Origin of the sequence: Halocynthiibacter sp. SDUM655004 (assembly GCF_026015885.1) — a bacterium.
In the GTDB taxonomy this organism is placed as follows: Bacteria; Pseudomonadota; Alphaproteobacteria; order Rhodobacterales; family Rhodobacteraceae; genus Falsihalocynthiibacter; species Falsihalocynthiibacter halioticoli.
Map to the genome: position 1 here is coordinate 689,716 of NZ_JAPDUG010000001.1, position 14,193 is coordinate 703,908.

The window sequence follows — 14,193 nt, forward strand, 5'->3', positions numbered from 1 at the left end:
TTATCCTTCGAGTGTGAGCGCGTCGTTAACGAGCGCTGCTTGTTGAGCTTTGTGTTGCGATGCAAGACCTGTGGCAGGGCTCGCGGAGGCGGCACGACCGACATAGACCGGACGTGTGTGCTTGGCTTTGATGCGGTCCAGAACCCATTCGATGTTGGGCTCCATGAAGGTCCACGCACCTTGGTTCTTTGGCTCTTCCTGACACCAGATAACCTCTGCGTCGGGGAAGCGGCCAAGCTCGTTAACGAGCGACATGGCGGGGAACGGATAGAACTGCTCGACGCGTAGAAGATAGATGTCGTCGATGCCGCGGGCGTCGCGCTCTTCGAGGAGGTCATAATAGACCTTGCCCGAACACATGACCACGCGTTTGATCTTCTTGTCGGCTACCAGCTTGGTGTCGCTGTTGCCCTGCTGCGCATCATCCCAGAGGACACGGTGGAAGGAGCTTCCGGTTGTGAACTCTTCTTTGGTGCTGACGGCGAGCTTGTGGCGCAAGAGCGACTTTGGCGTCATCAACACGAGCGGCTTGCGGAAGCTGCGGTGTAGCTGGCGGCGCAGGATGTGGAAGTAGTTGGCTGGCGTTGTACAGTTGGCAACGATCCAGTTGTCTTGTCCGCACATCTGTAGGAAGCGCTCAAGGCGGGCGGAGCTGTGTTCCGGTCCTTGCCCTTCAAAGCCGTGAGGCAGAAGCATCACGAGACCCGACATCCGCAGCCATTTGCTTTCACCAGAGGAAATGAACTGGTCGAACATGATCTGCGCGCCGTTGGCGAAATCGCCGAATTGCGCTTCCCATGCAACAAGGGCGTTCGGCTCGGCCAGCGAATAGCCATACTCGAACCCGAGCACAGCATATTCCGACAGCATGGAGTCAATTACTTCGTAGCGGGCTTGCCCTTCGCGGACGTGGTTCAGCGGGTAGTAGCGCTCTTCGGTTTCCTGATTGATCAGGCCGGAGTGACGCTGGCTGAATGTACCGCGGGTGGAGTCCTGTCCGGCAAGGCGAACGGGATAGCCTTCGGTCAGAAGGGAGCCGAAAGCCAGCGCTTCGCCGGTTGCCCAGTCGATGCCTTTACCGGTTTCGAACATCTTGTTCTTTGACTCAAGCAGGCGGCTCACAGTCTTGTGCAGCGGGAAGTCCGCAGGCACCGTTGTGAGGCTCTTGGCTACATCATCAAAGGTTTTCTCGGAGATAGCGGTTTTGCCGCGCTGGTATTGCTCGCCCTTTTTGTCGAGATGCGACCAGCGGCCATCAAGCCAATCCGCTTTGTTGGGTTTGAAGTCTTTGCCGATTTCAAACTCTTCGTTCAGGTGGGCCTGAAACGCCGCTTTCATATCCTCGATCTCGCCCTCGGGGATAAGGCCGTCTTTGACGAGGCGCTCTGTATAGAGCTGAAGCGTTGTTTTCTGCTTTTTGATCTTCTTGTACATGATCGGGTTGGTGAACATGGGCTCGTCGCCCTCGTTGTGACCAAACCGGCGGTAGCAGAAGATATCCAGAACCACGTCTTTGTGGAACTTCTGGCGGAATTCTGTGGCAACCTTAGCGGCATGCACAACAGCTTCCGGATCATCACCGTTCACGTGGAAGATCGGAGCCTCAACCATCAGCGCGATATCGGTTGGATAGGGGCTGGAGCGGCTAAAGTGCGGCGCAGTGGTAAAGCCGATCTGGTTGTTCACGACGATATGGATGGTGCCGCCAGTTTTGTGACCGACGAGACCAGAAAGGCCGAAACACTCCGCAACAACGCCCTGACCGGCAAAGGCCGCGTCGCCGTGCAGAAGCACAGGCAGGGTTGCGATACGGTCTGCGTCGTTGGTTTGTTCCTGTTTGGCGCGGGCCTTGCCCAGAACAACGGGGTTCACGGCCTCAAGGTGGCTTGGGTTCGCCGTAAGCGATAGGTGAACCGAATTGCCGTCAAACTCACGGTCGGACGATGCGCCGAGGTGATATTTCACGTCGCCGGATCCGTCGACATCCTCGGGCTTAAAGCTGCCGCCCTGAAATTCGTTGAAGATCGCGCGGTAAGGCTTGCTCATCACGTTACAGAGAACGGAGAGACGGCCCCGGTGAGGCATACCGATCACGATATCCTTAACGCCGAGGGACCCACCGCGTTTGATGATCTGTTCCATCGCGGGAATGAGGCTCTCGCCGCCATCAAGGCCGAAACGCTTGGTGCCCATGTATTTGACATGGAGGAACTTCTCGAAACCTTCAGCCTCGACCAGCTTGTTGAGAATGGCTTTACGGCCGTTCTTGGTAAACTGGATTTCCTTGCCAAACCCTTCGATGCGCTCCTTGAGCCAAGCAGCTTCGTCAGGGTTGGAGATGTGCATGTATTGCAGCGCGAATGTACCGCAATATGTGCGCTTCACGATCTCTACGATCTGGCGCAGGGTCGCGATTTGAAGGCCGAGCACATTGTCGATGAAAATCGGGCGATCCATGTCGGCATCGGTGAAGCCGTAGGATTTTGGATCAAGCTCTGGGTGCTTTGTGTCTTCACGCATACCAAGCGGATCGAGATCAGCGGCGAGGTGGCCACGGATACGATAAGCACGGATCAGCATAAGTGCGCGAACGGAATCAAGAACAGCGCGTTTCACTTGCTCGTCCGAAACATACGCGCCTTTTTCGGCGGCCTTTTCTTTGATCTTCTTGCCCGCAGCTTCGGGCTCTGTGCCCCACTGACCATCAAGAGCGGCGGTTAGCTCGTCGTTTGGAACAGGCGGCCAGTCATTGCGCGCCCAGCTTGGGCCAGCCGCTTCGGCAACCACGTCGCTGTCCAGATCGCCAAGAGCCGCAAAATACTCCTGCCACGCCGCATCAACTGCGTTGGGGTCATTGGCATATTGAGCGTAGAGCTGCTCGATATACTCCGCGTTGTGCCCTTGCAGGAAGGACGACGCGTGGAATTGTTCGTTGTTTGACTGGTCGGTCATTGGGGGGCCTCATTCGGGTTGGGACCGTAAGTATTCGGGTTTGGATCAGAGGGGCGTGTCAGCCACCAGATCACAAGAAGCGGGGCGAAAATGCCAATCACAAGTGCGGGAAACAGGATCGCGAGGGACACAGCGCCGAGAGCCGTGGCAAGGCCGCCCAGTCCGAGCGTGCCGCCGGTAAACGCGATGGTTCCGGCAGAGAAGGACAGGAACAGGCCGATGCCAATCATGGCGATCAGCGGGAAAAACAGATACAGGCCGGAGCGTCCGCTGTCGTGCATGCGCCGCCAACCGACCGCGAGAAGCGGGATCATAGTTGCGAGCGAAAACAGGCGGCCGAGCGGGCCGTTGTCGTGAACTTCGGTGGTTGTTGTGTGGGATGCATCATCGGTGGTGATGGTAAGATCAACGCCAAAGAAGGTTACATCCAGCACCGTTGTCACGATATTGCCGAGAATAATAAAAAGGAAAAAATACCAATACTCCGGACGAGAGGCCCGTCCGGAGAAAGTAACGTATTTCTGAAAACACGTCTTTATGGATTGGGTAAAGCTCATTGATCGGCCTCCACAGGGCAGGGACCATATTCGTACTCTCCAGGCTCGGACGGAGCAAACCCCCAGAGAAAAATAATCAGCAGTGCGACGGCAGATAGGATTGTAGCAGGAAGCCCTGTAAGGAAACCCACAATCAGGGCAAGAGGAATTGAAGCGTAGGCAACTAAGCTAGATAGAGTTGCCGCAATGGTCGGCGCAAGGAACGCGCAGAAGACTGCAATCCAAGCGAAGTAGCTGGGATACCCAATGTCGTGGACCCGCCGCGTCAGCATAACCAAAAGCGGCAAAACACAAAGCCAACCGACAATGCTGCTTGCCAGTCTTGGGCCATAATCCGTGACCTGACGTACTTCGACGCTTATTTCACCTGTGAGCAGACTCTTTGAAGTTGTTGTCTCCTCATAAATTTCAGGCCCGAGCACTAACAGATCGAAGGCCAGTGCCGCACACATGGCCAGTAAAATTGGGCCTACGACACGCCAGTAGGATTTGCGGCCAGAACGACCCGCAAAGATAGCGCCAAGCTTACGCTGTGGTGCGGCAGTGTCAGTCATGCCTCGTTTCCTGCTAATTCATTAACGAATGATTTGCGCGATCCGCCCCGACCTACCGAAGGCGAGCCTCCGGTTGATCGAGCAGGCGCATCGCACCTGCCCTCGGGTATGGCGCCGCGTACAGCGCTATGTGCGGATCGCAGCATGTGCATTAACCGAGCTCAATCGCTTTGATCACGGCTTCGCCAAGGGTGGCGGGGCTGTCGGCGACAACGATACCAGCGGATTTCATCGCTTCGATCTTGTCTTCGGCACCGCCTTTACCACCGGCAACGATCGCACCGGCGTGGCCCATGCGACGGCCTGGAGGGGCTGTGCGGCCAGCGATAAAGCCAGCGGTTGGCTTCCAGCGGCCTTTTTTCTTCTGCTCGGCGAGGAATTCAGCAGCTTCTTCTTCTGCGGAGCCACCGATTTCACCGATCATGATGATGGACTGTGTTTCGTCGTCATCAAGGAACATGTCGAGCACGTCGATGTGCTCTGTGCCTTTGATCGGGTCGCCGCCGATGCCAACAGCCGAGGACTGGCCGAGGCCAAGGTCGGTTGTTTGCTTTACGGCCTCATATGTGAGGGTGCCGGAGCGCGAAACCACACCACAGGAGCCACGTTTGTGAATGTGGCCAGGCATGATGCCGATTTTGCAGGCGTCAGGTGTAATCACGCCGGGGCAGTTTGGCCCAATGAGGCGGGATTTGGAGCCTTCAAGCGCGCGCTGAACACGCATCATGTCGAGCACAGGGATGCCTTCGGTGATACAGATGATGAGTTCCATCTCTGCGTCGATGGCCTCGAGGATCGAGTCCGCCGCGAAGGGGGGCGGAACATAGATCACGGACGCATTGGCTTCGGTCACGTGCTTGGCTTCGTGAACGGAGTTGAACACAGGCAGGTTCAGGTGGGTTTGACCGCCTTTGCCCGGTGTTACGCCGCCAACCATCTTGGTGCCGTAAGCAATAGCCTGTTCGGTGTGGAATGTGCCCTGCGAACCGGTGAGGCCCTGACAGATCACTTTTGTGTTTTCGTCTACGAGTACTGCCATGATCCTAGCCCTTCACCGCTTTAACAATTTTTTCGGCGCCGTCTTTGAGATCGTCGGCGGCAATCACGTCAACGTCGGAGTTGTTGATGATGGCTTTGCCTTCTTCAACGTTGGTTCCTTCTAGACGTACAACCAGCGGCACCTTGAGGCCCACTTCTTTCACCGCAGCGATCACACCTTCGGCGATCACGTCACAGCGCATAATCCCGCCAAAGATATTCACGAGGATGCCTTTAACGTTTGGATCGGAGGTGATGATCTTGAACGCTTCGGTCACTTTCTCTTTGGTTGCGCCGCCGCCTACGTCGAGGAAGTTGGCAGGCTCGGCACCGTAAAGTTTGATGATGTCCATGGTTGCCATGGCAAGGCCCGCGCCGTTGACCATACAGCCGATTTCACCGTCGAGCGCGATGTAGTTGAGGTCGTATTTGCTGGCCTCAAGCTCTTTTGGGTCTTCTTCGGTGTCGTCGCGCAGGGCGGCGATGTCGGAATGACGGTAAAGTGCGTTGCCGTCGAAGGAGACTTTGGCGTCGAGCACCTTGAGATCGCCTTTGTCGGTCACGATCAGCGGGTTGATCTCGAGCATCTCCATGTCTTTTTCGAGGAATGCTTTGTAGAGCAGACCCATCAGCGCAACGCACTGCTTGACCTGCGCACCTTTGAGACCGAGCGCAAATGCGATGCGGCGACCGTGGAAGCCTTGGTACCCTGTTGCCGGATCAACCGAGAAGGAGAGGATCTTCTCTGGTGTTGCTGCCGCAACTTCTTCGATGTCCATGCCGCCCTCTGTGGAGCAAACGAAAGACACGCGGGAAGTTTGGCGATCAACGAGCAATGCGAGGTAGAGTTCGGTTTCGATGCCGGAACCGTCCTCGATATAGATGCGGTTCACTTGCTTACCAGCAGGGCCGGTTTGATGTGTGACCAATGTACGGCCCAGCATCGCTTTGGCGTGCTCTGCGGCTTCCTCAACGGATTTCGCAAGACGCACACCGCCTGCTTCGCCCGCTGCTGCTTCTTTGAATTTCCCTTTGCCGCGACCACCTGCGTGGATCTGCGCTTTAACAACCCAAAGCGGGCCGTCCATTTCGCCAGCGGCGGTTTTCGCGTCTTCGGCCTTGAGTACAACACGCCCGTCCGAAACAGGTGCGCCGTAGCTGCGAAGTAGCGCCTTCGCCTGATATTCATGAATGTTCACGAAAAAATCCTATCTACTACTGCGTTCTTTTCCACGTAAACACGCATATAGGTCGTAAACAAACGGATTTCATACAGTGGTGGCGGATTTTGGCTGATTTAGCCGATTTTGTGATCACAGCCCCAAATAGTGTGATCACAAAACGTGAAATACCCGAATCGCAGCGCCTAAAATGTTAGCGCTCCCTTAAGAATAAGGGGTTCGGGGCGGGAAACGAAAAAGGGCCGGAAAACTCCGGCCCAGTTTCAATAGATTTCAAGCAAGGCTTAGCCAAGCGAAGGATCGATTTCCTTACAAGCTTTCACGAGGCCTTTTACCGCGTCGACAGAGTTGTCGAACATGGCTTGCTCTTCTTTGTTCATCTTGATGTCTACAACGCGCTCGATGCCACCGGCGCCGATTACGGTTGGAACACCCACATACATACCTTCGAGGCCGAGAGCGCCGTCAACATAGGCTGCGCAAGGCAGAACGCGCTTCTGGTCTTTGAGGTAGGCTTCGGCCATTTCGATTGCCGATGTGGCCGGTGCGTAGAAAGCGGAGCCTGTTTTCAGCAGGCCAACGATTTCGGCGCCACCGTCGCGGGTACGCTGGATGATCGCGTCGAGCTTCTCTTGTGTGGTCCAGCCCATTTTCACGAGGTCTGGAAGCGGGATGCCTGCAACAGTCGAGTACCGTGCGAGCGGCACCATTGTGTCGCCGTGGCCGCCGAGAACAAACGCTGTGACGTCTTTCATAGAAACGTCGAACTCGGATGCGAGGAAGTGGCGGAAGCGTGCGGAGTCAAGAACGCCAGCCATGCCGCAAACTTTCTCGTGCGGAAGGCCGGAGAATTCGCGCAGCGCCCAAACCATCGCATCAAGCGGGTTGGTGATGCAGATCACGAATGCGTTCGGTGCGTGCTTTGCAATGCCTTCGCCGACGGATTTCATCACCTTGAGGTTGATGCCGAGCAGGTCGTCGCGGCTCATGCCGGGTTTACGTGCAACACCAGCGGTCACGATGCAAACATCCGCGCCAGCGATATCAGCGTAATCGGTTGTGCCCGACATAGTAGCGTCAAACCCTTCGGAAGGGCCGGACTCCGCGATGTCGAGGGCTTTGCCCTGAGGGATGCCGTCTGCGATGTCAAAGAGGACGACGTCGCCCAATTCTTTCATTGCGGCGAGGTGTGCGAGCGTGCCGCCGATTTGTCCCGAGCCGATTAACGCGATTTTGGGTCTGGCCATGAATTTGATCCTTGGTCTGTTATGTCCACGAGTTTCCCTAGCCATTTGCGGCGCGTCACGCAAGTGCGCTGCACTGCGGCGCGTCTGTGGAAAAGGGGTTACGTTAGCGCTATCGAACGTATAATGGTGTTGGGAATTACCAATAAAACACCGCGCTACAGGGCAGTTACACCATGGAATTCGATCTGGTTTTTTTCGCGTTTGCCATTCCGGCTGTGCTGTTTGCGGGTATATCCAAAGGTGGTTTCGGGAGCGGCGCGGCCTTTGCGGCGACCCCGTTTTTGGCCCTGATTCTCGAGCCGGGGCAAGCGGTTGGATTGATGCTGCCACTGCTTATGCTGATGGATATCGGTGCACTTAAGGCGTTCTGGAAGCAGTGGAATTGGGACGATGCCAAACTGATGATCCTTGGCTCGCTTCCCGGCATCCTGCTCGGCGCAGCGCTTTATAGTGTGGCTAATCCCGATGTGTTCAAGTTCTTGATTGGTCTCGTGGCGGTCGGGTTTGTGGCATATACCGCAGCGCGATCAAGCGGGCTTTTGAAGACGGCGGAGAAGCCCTTGCCGCGTGCAGCGGGGGCGATTGCAGGGGCGGTTGCGGGCTTTACAAGTTTCATTAGCCACGCGGGTGGGCCCCCTGCGGCGGTTTATCTTTTGTCGAAAAAGATGAGCAAAACTGAGTTTCAGGCCACAACAGTGATCATTTTTTGGGCGATCAACCTTATTAAGTTTGTGCCTTACCTGATGCTCGGCATCTTCAGCAAAGAAACCGCGATTGCGAATGTCTTGCTTGCACCCGTTGCGTTTCTTGGCGTGTATCTCGGGGTTATCGGGCATCGCAAAATGCCTGAAACTTGGTTCTTCCGTCTGACATATGCGTTTTTGCTGATTACGGGCTGTAAGCTGATTTGGGAAAGCCTCACCTAGGGCGGCTTTGCGGCGGGTGTGACGCGGCGAAAATTGCCGAGGCGGCGGATTTTTCTGCGTTGCGGCAAAAATAGCCTTGCCATTTTGGTGCGAATTGGGGATTGTTTGCGCAATATTATTGCGAGGACGATTGATGTCAGACACCATCCCCCCCAAACTTGTGCGCTCTGTTCTTTATATTCCGGCGTCCAAACCGCGCGCGCTTGAAAAGGCCAAGGGGCTGCCTGCGGATGCGATTATCTTTGATCTAGAAGACGCTGTTTCGCCCGAAGAGAAAGTTGCTGCGCGCGCAACGCTTGCCGATGCACTCAAATTGGGCGGCTATGGAGAGCGGCTCAAGGTCGTGCGGGTGAATGGCGCGGACTCCGAGTGGGGGGCTGCAGATTTGGCGGCTCTCAAAGGGCTCGCGTTTGATGCGGTGCTGCTTCCCAAGGTTCAAACGGCGGACGATGTTGCAGCGGCGCGGAAGGTGCTTCCGGAGGTGCCGGTTTGGGCGATGATCGAAACTCCGCTTGGGGTGCTCAACGCGGCCGAAATCGCCGCTCATCCCGCGCTTGAAGCATTTGTCATGGGGACGAACGATCTTGCCAAAGAGCTCAACTGCCGTTTCCGCGCAGATCGTTTGCCGCTGATGGGGGCGCTTCAATCCTCGCTTTTGGCGGCGCGGGCGCATGGGGTTATTGCGATCGACGGTGTGTTCAACGCATTCAAAGATGACGAGGGCCTTGCCGCGGAGTGCGAGCAGGGGCGCGACCTTGGTTTTGATGGAAAAACAGTGATCCACCCCGCCCAAATTGCAACCGCCAACGCTGTCTTTTCCCCGAGCGAAGAGGCCATCGACCTTGCGAAACGCCAGATCGCGGCGTTTGACGCGGCCAAAGCAGAGGGGCAGGGCGTTGCCGTTCTGGATGGCAAGATTGTAGAGAACCTGCACGTTGCCACAGCCCGCGATATCCTCGCCAGGGCAAAGGCCATTGCGGAGCGCACGGAATAGGGGCAATGTGAACGAGATTCACATTGGGAGGTTTTTATGATCTGGCTTTTTCTCGGCGTTCTACTCTGGATGGACGCGCATATGTTCAAACGGATTTTGCCACAGGTGCGCGAACGCATGGGCAATGCTGGCAAGGGCGTTGTGGCAGGCACGCTCTTATTGAGTATCGTGCTGATGGTGATCGGCTACCGCAGCGCGGAGGTTATTCCGGTTTATACGCCGATGGCGGGGATGGGGCACCTGAACAATCTGCTCATGCTCTTTTCTATTTTCCTGCTTGGTGCAGGAAGCGCTCCGGGCGTTGTGCGGACCAAGATCCGCCATCCAATGTTGACAGGTGTGATTGTTTGGGCGGTTGCGCATTTGCTGGTCAATGGCGATCTGGCCTCGATCATCCTATTCGGTGGTTTGGGTCTCTGGGCCATTGCACAGATGCTGCTTATCAATCATGCAGAGGGCGCTTGGCAACGCCCTGAAGCGGGCACTTGGGCCAGAGATTTGCGCGTCGCGGTAATTGCGATCGTGCTCTATGCGGTCATTGCCGGCATTCACACTTGGCTAGGATATAGCCCATTTCTAGGAACCTACGGATGAAACTTTACCGACTACTCACAGAAGACGATACATCCGCATTTTGCCACAAGGTAACAGATGCGTTGAACAAGGGTTGGGAACTGCATGGCTCTCCCTCTTACGCCTTTGATCAGGCCAATGGCGTCATGCGGTGCGCGCAAGCCGTAATCAAAGAGGCCGAAGGCACATACACACCTGAAACCAAACTGGGCCAGCACTGATGAAAACCAACGCGGGGCGCTTTTTCGAGGATTTTGCCGTTGGGCAAGAGATTATCCACGCTGTGCCCCGCACGCTCTCTGGCGGGGAGCGCGCGCTGTATCACGCGCTTTATCCCGCGTGCCATGCGATCCATTCGTCCGATGAGTTTGCCCGAAGCTCCGGATTGCCCGAAGCACCGCTTGATGGGCTCATCGGTTTTCATACGGTGTTTGGCAAAACGGTGCCTGACATTTCGCTAAATGCGGTTGCCAATCTTGGATATGCGGAGGGGCGTTTCTTAAAGCCGATTTATGCGGGTGACACGCTTCGGTCTGTCAGCGAAGTGATTGGCGTTAAGCAAAACAGCAACGGCAAATCCGGTGTTGTCTGGGTGCGGACCACGGGGTTGAACCAGCGAGATGAGGCGGTTTTAAGCTATGTGCGCTGGGTAATGGTTAAAAAGCGTGACGTCGGCTCAGAGGCGCCAGAGACCGTAATTCCAAAGCTTAATCCTGTCGTGGCGGCGGACGACTTACCCGTTCCAAAGGGATTGAATTTTAGCGGTTATGATTTTGACCTAGCCGGAGAGCCGCATCGGTTTGCAGATTACGAAGCTGGCGAGATCATCGACCATGTAGACGGCGTAACCATCGAGGAAGCCGAGCATATGATGGCCACCCGCCTTTGGCAGAACACGGCCAAGGTGCATTTCGATACGCGGCAGCGCCCAGACGGGCGGCGGCTTATCTATGGTGGGCATGTTATGTCTCTTGCGCGGGCGCTGTCATTCAATGGATTGGCCAACGCGCAACTCATCGTCGCGATCAATGGCGGATCCCACGCGAACCCCTGTTTTGCGGGTGATACGGTCACTGCGTGGAGCGAGGTGTTGGACAAGGCGGAGGTTGGCGCGCCGGGTGTTGGCGCTTTGCGGTTGCGGCTCGTGGCGAGCAAGGGTGGAGCGGTTGGTGCGTTGAAAGACGGTGTGGGGAAATACAATCCCGACGTTCTGCTTGATTTGGATTACTGGGCCTTCGTTCCGGTCTAGGGCAGGTCGCGGCAACCCGAAATCTAGCCAAACCGGCACAATCCTTAGAGATTCTCTTATCTTCGCAAAAGTAGCGAATTGTTACTTTATTTGTGATCACGGGGTTGCAAGCTGTGATCACATCCTGGGGTTTATCGCTAACTTGCGGCAATTTTCCCGCGATTTTACGCGCTCAAAGAGTGACAGCTTCGATTTTTCCGCTATTAGTGGCATAAACATACCAAAGGCATCACATCCTGAAAGGGAGTCCCCATGGCAGATCCAAAGCAGAGCGCGCGGCCGCTCTCTCCGCATCTCACCGTCTATCGCTGGCAGATAACCGCGATCTCTTCGATCCTGACGCGGATCACAGGAAACGCATTGCTGGCGTCATTCGTGCTTGGGGTCTGGTGGCTTTTCGCAGCGGCGAGCGGGCCGGAGTATTTCGACTTCGTCAATGGCATCCTGACCTGCTGGGTTGGTGACATCATCATGACGCTCTCGGTGCTGGGCATTTGGTATCACTTCCTCGCTGGTTTGCGGCATCTCTATTATGATGCGGGCAAGGGGCTTGATATTCCGACCGCCGAGAAGCTGGGCTGGGCCTGTGTGATTGGCTCTGTCGTTCTGACCATTCTGACAATCGTGATCGTCTAAGGGGGCCGAGATGCGTTATATTACAGATCGTAAACGGGCCGAAGGCCGCGGTGCATCGGGCACAGGAACCTATGACCATTGGTACATGCAGGTAAGCGCCGTTGGCCTTGCTGTTTTGACCCCGTTCTTTGTTTACATTTTCGGCAGCGCGCTAGGCGGTACTTATGAAGAGGTGATCGCCACGTTCTCGCGCCCCATCCCTGCGATTATCACAGGCTTGATGCTTGTCTTTGGTCTTCAGCACTTCCGCAAAGGGGCGCAGATGATGATCGAGGATTACCTGCGGGGCTTTGCCAAAAAATTCTGGATCGTGACGGTGATCCTTTTCTCTTACGGGGTAATGGCCGCTGGCCTGTTCTCCCTCGCCAAAATCGCGCTTTAAGGAGCTGGCTCCATGACTGCATATGAATATGAAACCCACGACTATGATGTAGTTGTTGTTGGTGCCGGCGGTGCCGGTTTGCGGGCGACACTCGGAATGGCGGAGCAGGGGCTGCGTACGGCCTGTGTGACCAAGGTTTTCCCAACACGTAGCCACACTGTTGCTGCGCAAGGCGGGATTGCGGCATCGCTGTCGAACATGGGCCCCGATAACTGGCAGTGGCATATGTATGACACGGTCAAAGGGTCGGACTGGCTCGGTGATACGGATGCGATGGAATACCTCGCTCGTGAAGCGCCCAAGGCGGTCTATGAGCTTGAGCATTACGGCGTGCCATTTTCGCGCACCGAAGAGGGCAAGATTTACCAGCGCCCCTTCGGCGGCCACACAACCGAATTCGGCGAAGGCCCCCCCGTGCAACGGACGTGCGCCGCTGCCGACCGGACAGGCCACGCCATCCTTCACACGCTTTACGGCCAGAGCCTCAAGCACAATGCGGAGTTCTTTATCGAGTACTTCGCGATTGATCTCATCATGTCCGAAGATGGCGAATGTCAGGGCGTGGTTTGCTGGAAGCTCGACGATGGGACAATCCACGTCTTTAACGCCAAGATGACCGTACTGGCCACCGGTGGTTACGGCCGCGCCTATTTCAGCGCCACATCGGCCCACACCTGTACGGGTGATGGCGGCGGTATGGTGGCTCGGGCTGGCCTCGCGCTGCAGGATATGGAATTCGTGCAGTTCCACCCGACCGGCATTTACGGCTCCGGCTGTCTGATTACTGAAGGTGCGCGCGGCGAAGGTGGTTATCTCACCAACTCTGAGGGCGAACGCTTTATGGAGCGATACGCGCCGACCTACAAAGACCTCGCGCCACGCGACTATGTGAGCCGGTCGATGACCATGGAAATCCGTGAAGGCCGCGGTGTGGGCGAGGGGAAAGATCACATCCACCTCAACCTGAGCCACCTCCCGGCGGAAGCCTTGGCCGAACGCCTTCCTGGTATTTCGGAAAGCGCCAAGATTTTCGCGGGCGTTGACGTGACCAAGGAGCCAATCCCCGTCATTCCGACCGTGCACTACAACATGGGCGGTATTCCGACGAACTACTTCGGCGAAGTGCTGAACCCGACCAAGAAAGACCCCAACGCCGTTGTGCCGGGCCTGATGGCTGTGGGTGAAGCGGGCTGTGCTTCGGTGCATGGCGCGAACCGTCTTGGTTCGAACTCGCTCATCGACCTCGTGGTGTTCGGTCGTGCCGCTGCTATCCGCGCCGGTTCCGTTGTTGATGCCGAAGCGCCGAACCCTGTGCTGAATCAAACATCGGTTGATGCCGCGCTTGATCGTTTCGACGGGCTGCGCCACGCGAAGGGCAATGTCGCCACCGCCGAGTTGCGCCTGGAGATGCAGAAAACCATGCAAGCCGACGCCGCTGTATTCCGTACCGATAAAACCCTCGCAGAGGGTGTTGAGAAGATGACGGTAATCGCAGGCAAGGTGGATGACCTCAAAGTCACAGACCGTAGCCTCGTGTGGAACAGCGACCTTATGGAAACGCTGGAACTGACCAACCTCTTGCCAAACGCGATGGCAACGATTGTTGGCGCCGAAGCCCGTAAGGAAAGCCGCGGCGCGCACGCGCATGAAGATTATTCCGAGCGCGATGACGAAAACTGGCGTGTCCACACCATCAGCCGCGTGGATGGCAACAAGGTCGATCTGAGCTATCGTCCTGTTGTTGTTGATCCGCTGACGACCGAAAAAGAGGGTGGTATTTCGCTCAAGAAAATCGCCCCTAAAGCGCGGACGTTCTAGGTGTGTTGATGATGAAGCGCTTCACAGAAGACCGGATCAACCTTGCCCCCATGGGCGAGGTTTGTGACACCGACAAAGATTACAGG

Annotated in this window: 14 protein-coding genes; 8 read left to right on the top strand and 6 right to left on the bottom strand. The window is 56.3% G+C overall.

The window, feature by feature from the left end:
* The 6 genes from N9C89_RS03400 to mdh all read right to left on the bottom strand — a co-directional run bounded on the left by N9C89_RS03400 (nucleotide 1) and on the right by mdh (nucleotide 7,529).
* On the bottom strand, nucleotides 1–2,952 hold the full coding sequence (locus N9C89_RS03400; protein WP_263952431.1) for a 2-oxoglutarate dehydrogenase E1 component: 2,952 nt from the start codon (nucleotides 2,950–2,952) through the stop codon (nucleotides 1–3).
* Nucleotides 2,949–3,509, bottom strand: a complete 561-nt coding sequence (locus N9C89_RS03405; RefSeq protein ID WP_263952432.1) for a DUF805 domain-containing protein — start codon at nucleotides 3,507–3,509, stop codon at nucleotides 2,949–2,951. Before N9C89_RS03405 ends, N9C89_RS03400 begins: the two co-directional genes overlap by 4 nt.
* A complete protein-coding gene (locus N9C89_RS03410) occupies nucleotides 3,506–4,063 on the bottom strand; it encodes a DUF805 domain-containing protein (RefSeq protein WP_263952433.1) in 558 nt (185 codons plus the stop codon). Before N9C89_RS03410 ends, N9C89_RS03405 begins: the two co-directional genes overlap by 4 nt.
* Nucleotides 4,064–4,214: 151 nt before the next feature.
* On the bottom strand, nucleotides 4,215–5,102 hold the full coding sequence (gene sucD, locus N9C89_RS03415; RefSeq protein ID WP_263952434.1) for a succinate--CoA ligase subunit alpha: 888 nt from the start codon (nucleotides 5,100–5,102) through the stop codon (nucleotides 4,215–4,217).
* A gap of 4 nt (nucleotides 5,103–5,106) precedes the next feature.
* The gene (gene sucC / locus N9C89_RS03420; RefSeq protein ID WP_263952435.1) at nucleotides 5,107–6,300 is read right to left on the bottom strand and encodes an ADP-forming succinate--CoA ligase subunit beta; all 1,194 of its coding nucleotides are present in this window, start codon (nucleotides 6,298–6,300) and stop codon (nucleotides 5,107–5,109) included.
* Nucleotides 6,301–6,566: 266 nt separating this feature from the next.
* Entirely contained in the window at nucleotides 6,567–7,529 is a 963-nt protein-coding gene (gene mdh / locus N9C89_RS03425) for a malate dehydrogenase (protein ID WP_263952436.1), read from the bottom strand.
* 173 nt (nucleotides 7,530–7,702) lie between these two features.
* On the opposite strand from mdh, the gene N9C89_RS03430 reads away from it, so the two are divergent.
* The 8 genes from N9C89_RS03430 (at nucleotide 7,703) to sdhA (ending at nucleotide 14,107) form a co-directional block, all read left to right on the top strand.
* The gene (locus N9C89_RS03430) at nucleotides 7,703–8,455 is read left to right on the top strand and encodes a sulfite exporter TauE/SafE family protein (RefSeq protein WP_263952437.1); all 753 of its coding nucleotides are present in this window, start codon (nucleotides 7,703–7,705) and stop codon (nucleotides 8,453–8,455) included.
* Between the two features lie 133 nt (nucleotides 8,456–8,588).
* Nucleotides 8,589–9,449, top strand: a complete 861-nt coding sequence (locus tag N9C89_RS03435) for an HpcH/HpaI aldolase/citrate lyase family protein (protein WP_263952438.1) — start codon at nucleotides 8,589–8,591, stop codon at nucleotides 9,447–9,449.
* A gap of 36 nt (nucleotides 9,450–9,485) precedes the next feature.
* Nucleotides 9,486–10,043 carry an NnrU family protein gene (locus N9C89_RS03440; protein WP_263952439.1) on the top strand — a complete coding sequence of 186 codons (558 nt, stop codon included), beginning with the start codon at nucleotides 9,486–9,488 and terminating at the stop codon, nucleotides 10,041–10,043.
* The gene (locus N9C89_RS03445; protein ID WP_263952440.1) at nucleotides 10,040–10,243 is read left to right on the top strand and encodes a DUF1737 domain-containing protein; all 204 of its coding nucleotides are present in this window, start codon (nucleotides 10,040–10,042) and stop codon (nucleotides 10,241–10,243) included. The genes N9C89_RS03440 and N9C89_RS03445 overlap by 4 nt, the downstream gene beginning before the upstream one ends.
* A complete protein-coding gene (locus N9C89_RS03450) occupies nucleotides 10,243–11,271 on the top strand; it encodes a MaoC family dehydratase (protein ID WP_263952441.1) in 1,029 nt (342 codons plus the stop codon). Before N9C89_RS03445 ends, N9C89_RS03450 begins: the two co-directional genes overlap by 1 nt.
* 252 nt (nucleotides 11,272–11,523) lie before the next feature.
* Nucleotides 11,524–11,907: a succinate dehydrogenase, cytochrome b556 subunit gene (gene sdhC / locus N9C89_RS03455; RefSeq protein ID WP_263952442.1), complete on the top strand. Its 384-nt coding sequence runs from the start codon at nucleotides 11,524–11,526 to the stop codon at nucleotides 11,905–11,907.
* 10 nt (nucleotides 11,908–11,917) lie between these two features.
* Nucleotides 11,918–12,289, top strand: a complete 372-nt coding sequence (sdhD, locus tag N9C89_RS03460; protein ID WP_263952443.1) for a succinate dehydrogenase, hydrophobic membrane anchor protein — start codon at nucleotides 11,918–11,920, stop codon at nucleotides 12,287–12,289.
* Nucleotides 12,290–12,301: 12 nt separating this feature from the next.
* A complete protein-coding gene (sdhA, locus tag N9C89_RS03465; RefSeq protein WP_263952444.1) occupies nucleotides 12,302–14,107 on the top strand; it encodes a succinate dehydrogenase flavoprotein subunit in 1,806 nt (601 codons plus the stop codon).
* The last annotated feature ends 86 nt before the right edge of the window (nucleotides 14,108–14,193 follow it).

Bases quoted from the DNA above. Each gene is read 5' to 3' on its own strand.
- sucD (WP_263952434.1), bottom strand. From the start codon at position 5,102: ATGGCAGTACTCGTAGACGAAAACACAAAAGTGATCTGTCAGGGCCTC.
- N9C89_RS03435 (WP_263952438.1), top strand. From the start codon at position 8,589: ATGTCAGACACCATCCCCCCCAAACTTGTGCGCTCTGTTCTTTATATT.
- N9C89_RS03445 (WP_263952440.1), top strand. From the start codon at position 10,040: ATGAAACTTTACCGACTACTCACAGAAGACGATACATCCGCATTTTGC.
- sdhD (WP_263952443.1), top strand. From the start codon at position 11,918: ATGCGTTATATTACAGATCGTAAACGGGCCGAAGGCCGCGGTGCATCG.
- N9C89_RS03410 (WP_263952433.1), bottom strand. From the start codon at position 4,063: ATGACTGACACTGCCGCACCACAGCGTAAGCTTGGCGCTATCTTTGCG.
- N9C89_RS03440 (WP_263952439.1), top strand. From the start codon at position 9,486: ATGATCTGGCTTTTTCTCGGCGTTCTACTCTGGATGGACGCGCATATG.
- N9C89_RS03450 (WP_263952441.1), top strand. From the start codon at position 10,243: ATGAAAACCAACGCGGGGCGCTTTTTCGAGGATTTTGCCGTTGGGCAA.
- mdh (WP_263952436.1), bottom strand. From the start codon at position 7,529: ATGGCCAGACCCAAAATCGCGTTAATCGGCTCGGGACAAATCGGCGGC.
- N9C89_RS03405 (WP_263952432.1), bottom strand. From the start codon at position 3,509: ATGAGCTTTACCCAATCCATAAAGACGTGTTTTCAGAAATACGTTACT.
- N9C89_RS03430 (WP_263952437.1), top strand. From the start codon at position 7,703: ATGGAATTCGATCTGGTTTTTTTCGCGTTTGCCATTCCGGCTGTGCTG.
- N9C89_RS03400 (WP_263952431.1), bottom strand. From the start codon at position 2,952: ATGACCGACCAGTCAAACAACGAACAATTCCACGCGTCGTCCTTCCTG.
- sdhA (WP_263952444.1), top strand. From the start codon at position 12,302: ATGACTGCATATGAATATGAAACCCACGACTATGATGTAGTTGTTGTT.
- sdhC (WP_263952442.1), top strand. From the start codon at position 11,524: ATGGCAGATCCAAAGCAGAGCGCGCGGCCGCTCTCTCCGCATCTCACC.